The following is a 3,089-nucleotide window of genomic DNA, read 5'->3' on the forward strand; positions in this document are numbered from 1 at the left end:
ACCGCTGACCGCGTGCGCCGTGCGCCGTGCGCCGTGCGCCGTGCGCCGTGTGCCGCGCGCCGACGCCGACCTCGGACCGCGGTCGCCGACCTGCGGCTGACCGGAGCGCAGCGCCGTCGCGCCCAGCGAACGGCACGGCCAGGAGCACTCCGGTCAGGCCGCGATCAGCGGTGGCGACGTGGGCCCAGATCTGTTGCGACACAGGCCGCCTGCCGCCTGCCGCCGTGCCGGGCGCCGGGCGACGAGCGCGGACCGCCGAGTGCCGGTCGCGTCAGTCGGCGGCAGCCGCGGTGGTGCGGGCCTGGACGCCGGAGAGCACGGCGGCGACGGCGGCGAGCAGGATGACGAAGACGCCGTAGGCGACGCCGGTGGTCTGCAGGCCGACGGTCGGGGCGACGACGCCGGCGATCACGGCGGGCACGCTGAAGCCGAGGTAGCTGGTGACGAAGAGGGCGGCGAACAGCCCGGCGCGGTGCTCGGCGGTGACCGAGGAGGCGAGGGTGCGCAGGGCGCCCTGGAAGGCGCTGCCGAAGCCGAGGCCGGCGACGACGGTGGCGACCGCGAAGCCGGGCAGCGACTCGAGCTCGATGGCGGCGACGGTGCCCGCGGTGCCGACGAGCAGCAGGAGGGTGCCGGCGCGCAGCAGGCGCTCGTTCGACTGGTGGCGCCCGGCGTACGAGGCGACGGCGGCGGGCAGCATGAGCGCGGAGACGACGGCGCCGGCGACCAGGTGGCTGTGCACGTCGAGCACGCCCGCGACGAGCGACGGCACGAGCGAGAGGTACAGCCCGCCGGTGGCCCAGGTGGCGATCAGCACCGGCGCGACGGCGGCGAAGCGGCGTCGGGCCGACGGCGGCACGTGCACCGACGGGCGCAGCGAGGCGAGCGCGCCGGGACGTCGCTCGACGGTCTCGGGCACGAGCCACAGGCCGACGCCGGCGACGACGAGCACCACGGCGAGGGAGCCGAAGACGGCGGTGGTGGGGGAGGCCAGCGACTGGGCGAGCAGCCCGGAGCCGAGGGCGCCGACGCCGAGGCCGAGCGAGGCGGCCATGCCGTTCACCAGCGAGGCCAGGCCCGGGCGGTGCCGCGGCTCGAGGTCGACCAGCGCGGCGCCGAACGTGCCCATCGCGGCGCCGGTGGCCAGGCCCTGCACGATCCGGGCGACGAGCAGGTCGCTCACCCCGTCGGCCGCGACGAACAGCAGCATCGCGACGGCGTCGAGGGCGATCGCCGCGGCCAGCACCGGACGGCGTCCGAGGTGGTCCGACAGCGAGCCGACGGTGAGCAGCGCGAGCAGCAGCGCGACCACGTACACCGCGAACACGATCGTGAGCGTCGTCGCGCTGAAGCCCCAGCGCGCCTGGTACAGCACGTAGAGCGGCGCGGGCACCGCCGACGCGGCGAGCAGGACGCCGGCCGAGACGGTGAGCCACCAGAAGCCGAGCGTGCGGCGCGCGGGTCGCGGCGCGGCATCCACCGCGGTGTCGGTCTGGGTCTCGAGCGGGGTGGGCGGCATGCGACGTCTCCTGGGGCTGGGTCCTCAACCGTTCGAAAGTCTTCGAACTCCCGACCTCGTCGTCGCATTCCCGAACGCTTCGAGTATCGTCGAACCGTGCCTGGCGGTCGAGTCCTTCCCCACCCCGATCTGGGCGAGGTGGCGCTCACCGACGTCCTCTTCGCCCTGAGCGACCCGGTGCGGCTCGACATCGTGCAGCAGCTCGCCGCGGGGCCGATGACGCAGGTGGCCTGCCACGAGGTCGGCGGCGACATGGCCAAGTCGACCCGCTCGCACCACCTCAAGACGCTGCGCGAGGCCGGCGTCGTCCGCAACGAGCCGAGCGGCCGCGAGCGCCTGCTCACCCTGCGCCGCGACGAGCTCGAGCAGCGCTTCCCGGGGTTGCTCGAGGCGCTGCTCAGGTCGCGCTGACACACTCCCGCCCGTGAGCCAGGCGCCTGAGCAGCGGCGCGCGCCCCTCGACGGGCTGCGCGCGGTCGCGGTCACCGCCGTCGTCGTCTACCACCTGGGGTCCGGGACGGGCAGCGTGCTGCCGGGCGGGTTCCTCGGCGTCGACCTGTTCTTCGTGCTGTCGGGCTACCTCATCACCGGCCTGCTGCTGGCCGAGCACGCCCGCACGGGACGCATCGCGCTGGGCGCCTTCTGGGCCCGGCGGGTGCGGCGCCTACTGCCGGCGCTGCTGCTGGTGCTGCTGGTCGTGTGCGCGGCGACCTGGTGGGCGGCTCGTCCCGAGACCTGGCCGGCCCGGCGCGCCGACGTGCTCTGGACCCTCGGGTACGCCGCCAACTGGCACTTCGTGGCGGTGGGCGAGGACTACTTCGCGGCGTACGCGGGGGCCTCGCCGCTGCGCCACGCGTGGTCGCTGTCGATCGAGGAGCAGTTCTACGCGGCCTGGCCGCTGCTGGTCGCCGTGGTGCTCGGCCTCGCCGCACGGGCCCGCCGGTCGGACGCCGGACGCCGGGCGCTCGGCGTCGTGTCGGTGCTGCTGGTGGCCGGGTCGGCCGCCGCCCTGGCCCTCGAGCTCGACCCGCGGGCGCCGGCGCGCGCCTACTACGGCACCGAGGGCAGGGTGCAGGAGCTGCTGGTCGGGGCGCTGCTCACCCTCGTGCTGCCGCGGCTGCGCCGGCTGCCGTCCTGGGCCGGGTGGCTCGGCGCGGCGGGCCTCGTCGCGGGGCTGGGGCTGGGCGACGACGCCGCCCCCGCGTACTACCGGGGCGGGGCGCTCGCGTTCTGCGTCGCCGTGGCGCTCGTGGTGGCCGCCGTCGAGCAGGCGCCGGCGTCGGCCCTGGGTCGGGCCCTCTCGTGGCGGCCGGCGGTGGCGCTCGGGCGCGTCTCGTACGGCGTGTACCTGTGGCACTGGCCGGTGCTGGTGCTGCTGCCGCAGCCCGGGCCGCCCGGCGAGCCGCGGTGGTGGCTCGTGCAGGCGGTGCGGGTGCTGGCGACGCTGGCCGCGGCCGGGCTGTCGTACCGGCTGGTCGAGCTGCCGGTGCAGCGCGGCGGCGTGCCCTGGCTGCGGCGCTCCGGACGCCGGACGCTGGCCGCGGGCGCGGCGGGCATCGCGCTGGTCGAC

Annotated in this window: 3 protein-coding genes; 2 read left to right on the forward strand and 1 reads right to left on the reverse strand. The window is 76.5% G+C overall.

The genetic code is table 11. The features are described from left to right. Window positions 1-271: 271 nt before the first annotated feature. Window positions 272-1,519, reverse strand: a complete 1,248-nt coding sequence (locus tag ACYVI6_RS14540) for an MFS transporter (RefSeq protein WP_460447055.1) — start codon at window positions 1,517-1,519, stop codon at window positions 272-274. A 96-nt stretch (window positions 1,520-1,615) separates the two neighbouring features. Between ACYVI6_RS14540 and ACYVI6_RS14545 the strand changes: the two genes are divergently transcribed. Together ACYVI6_RS14545 and ACYVI6_RS14550 are read left to right on the forward strand one after the other, a co-directional pair. Next, window positions 1,616-1,930, forward strand: coding sequence for an ArsR/SmtB family transcription factor (locus ACYVI6_RS14545; RefSeq protein ID WP_460447056.1), 315 nt, complete (start codon window positions 1,616-1,618; stop codon window positions 1,928-1,930). Window positions 1,931-1,943: 13 nt separating this feature from the next. Continuing rightward, window positions 1,944-3,089: acyltransferase family protein (locus ACYVI6_RS14550; RefSeq protein WP_460447057.1), on the forward strand; the 1,146-nt coding region annotated here is incomplete at its 3' end.

This window comes from Angustibacter aerolatus, from assembly GCF_054776675.1.

Excerpts from the sequence above, each read along its gene's own strand:
- ACYVI6_RS14540 (WP_460447055.1), bottom strand. The coding sequence starts at position 1,519 with ATGCCGCCCACCCCGCTCGAGACCCAGACCGACACCGCGGTGGATGCC.